This window comes from Bacillus sp. SG-1 (assembly GCF_000181495.1).
Taxonomy (GTDB): domain Bacteria; phylum Bacillota; class Bacilli; order Bacillales; family Bacillaceae_B; genus Rossellomorea.
Genome location: NZ_ABCF01000145.1, coordinates 1 through 2,000 on the forward strand (window position 1 = coordinate 1; position 2,000 = coordinate 2,000).

The following is a 2,000-nucleotide window of genomic DNA, read 5'->3' on the forward strand; positions in this document are numbered from 1 at the left end:
TTCTTCTATATTCAATGGAAATGGATAATGTAGGGCGAAGTCTCTTTTAAAAGGATCGGCGGTCTTGGTTTGGTAGACAGAGTAGCGGTATTCTTTTTTCACTGCAGAAAATCGGGCATGAAAACCTTCTTCAACCTCTTCAGCCGAGGTGACGACAATTTCAGGAGGCAGCTTGCTGTTCAGCACCGTCGGCCACTTCTCCTCTGGAATGGAAAGTCCAGTATCAAAATGAAAGACCTGGCCCTTTGCATGAACCCCTGCATCCGTTCTCCCGGAGGCCGTGATCTTCACTTGGTCACCTTTATGGATAGCACTTAAAGCTTTCTCGATTTCCAGTTGGACCGTCCGCTTGCCTGGCTGTACCTGATACCCTGCAAACGGTGAGCCGTCGTATGCCACTGTACATTTTATTCGCTGCATAAGATCACTCCCATTATCCTCGTAATACAATCAGGACTGCTGCCAGGATGACAAGGGAGCCAAGGACAAGTGTGTCTGTCCCTGTCCAGCGGAGGACCCTGTACTTTGTCCTGCCCTCGCCGCCTTTGTAGCCCCTCGCTTCCATAGCCGTCGCCAGATCTTCCGCCCGTTTGAAGGCACTGACGAACAACGGGATCAATAAAGGAACAATCGATTTAATTCTTTCTTTGATCGGGCCGGTGGCCAATTCTGCTCCTCTTGCCGTCTGTGCTTTGATGATCTTGTCCGTTTCCTCCATAAGAGTAGGGATGAATCTAAGCGAGATACTCATCATCAGAGCCATCTCATGGACAGGAAACTTCACCTTCTTCAGCGGATCCAGCAATGTCTCCAGACCATCGGTAATCGAGATGGGCGAAGTTGTGAGGGTCAGGAGAGTCGTCACAATGATCAGGTATGTGAAACGCAATGAAATGAAAACCGCCTGCCTGAGGCCCTCTTCATAAATCTTGAAGAAGCCTAAGTCCGCCAGTACCTCTCCCTCTTTAGTGAAAAAGATATGAAGAAGGAAGGTGAACAGAACAAGCCAGATTACAGGCTTCAGCCCGCCGATAAGGAACTTTAACGGTACCTTTACAGAAAGCATTGCCGTCAGCGTGAAAATCCCAAGGACAGCATACGTGACAGCATTATTTGCAAGAAAGACTGTACATATAAAGGCAAAAACAAAAATCAGCTTGGAGCGTGGGTCCATCCTGTGCACAAAAGAATCACTCGGTATATATCGGCCGAATATCATTTTATCCATCATGATTGTTCACCCCGCTCTGAAAAAGCTTTTATTTCATCTGCAAGCTCTTCAATTGTCAGGCAGGTTTTACTGAATTTATGTCCCAGCTGCTGTTCCATGCTGTATTGAAACTTGACCACCTCTGGAACATCCAGTCCCAAGGAGAACAGCCATTCCGGTTTAGAGAAAATTTCTTGCGGTGATCCCTTCCCGACAAGCTTCCCTTTTTGCATGATGACAAGTTCATCCGCATACTGGGCAGCGTCTTCCATACTGTGGGTCACAAGCACCGTTGTCAGTTCTTTTTCCTGGTGTATCTTAAGGAACATGTCCATGATTTCGGTTCTTCCTCTGGGATCCAGTCCGGCTGTCGGCTCATCAAGGACCAACACATCCGGTTCCATTGCCAGGACTCCTGCAATGGCCACCCTTCTCTTTTGGCCGCCAGACAGATCGAACGGAGAGCGTTCCAATACATCCTCACTCAGACCTACAGTGACAATTAATTGCCTTGCCCTTCTTTCCGCCTCTTCCTCTGAAACGCCAAAATTGAGAGGACCATAGCAGATATCTTTTAATACGGTCTCTTCAAATAACTGATGTTCCGGAAACTGAAAGACGATGCCGACACGTTTCCTGATCGGCTTCAACTGTTTATATTTCTTTTTCGGCGTGATTTCATAGTCGCCTATGACCACTTTTCCTGAAGTGGGTTTCAATAATGCATTTAAATGCTGTAGAGAGTCGATTTTCCTGAACCGGTATGTCCTATGATGGCTGTATACTTTTT

At 47.0% G+C, this 2,000-nt stretch carries 2 protein-coding genes and 1 pseudogene; all 3 read right to left on the reverse strand.

Annotated elements, in window-relative coordinates; all coding sequences use genetic code 11:
• Positions 1 to 420, reverse strand: a 420-nt coding sequence (gene truA / locus BSG1_RS19200) for a tRNA pseudouridine(38-40) synthase TruA (protein ID WP_044023206.1), incomplete at its 3' end; no start/stop codon positions are given.
• 13 nt (positions 421 to 433) lie between these two features.
• Complete coding sequence (locus BSG1_RS19205) at positions 434 to 1,231, reverse strand: energy-coupling factor transporter transmembrane component T family protein (protein WP_006838902.1); 798 nt, start codon at positions 1,229 to 1,231, stop codon at positions 434 to 436.
• A pseudogene (locus BSG1_RS19210) lies at positions 1,228 to 2,000 on the reverse strand (energy-coupling factor ABC transporter ATP-binding protein); the annotation flags it as partial. The gene BSG1_RS19205 and the pseudogene BSG1_RS19210, both read right to left, overlap by 4 nt.

Coding starts and splice junctions, on each gene's coding strand:
- BSG1_RS19205 (WP_006838902.1), bottom strand. CDS start 1,231: ATGATGGATAAAATGATATTCGGCCGATATATACCGAGTGATTCTTTT.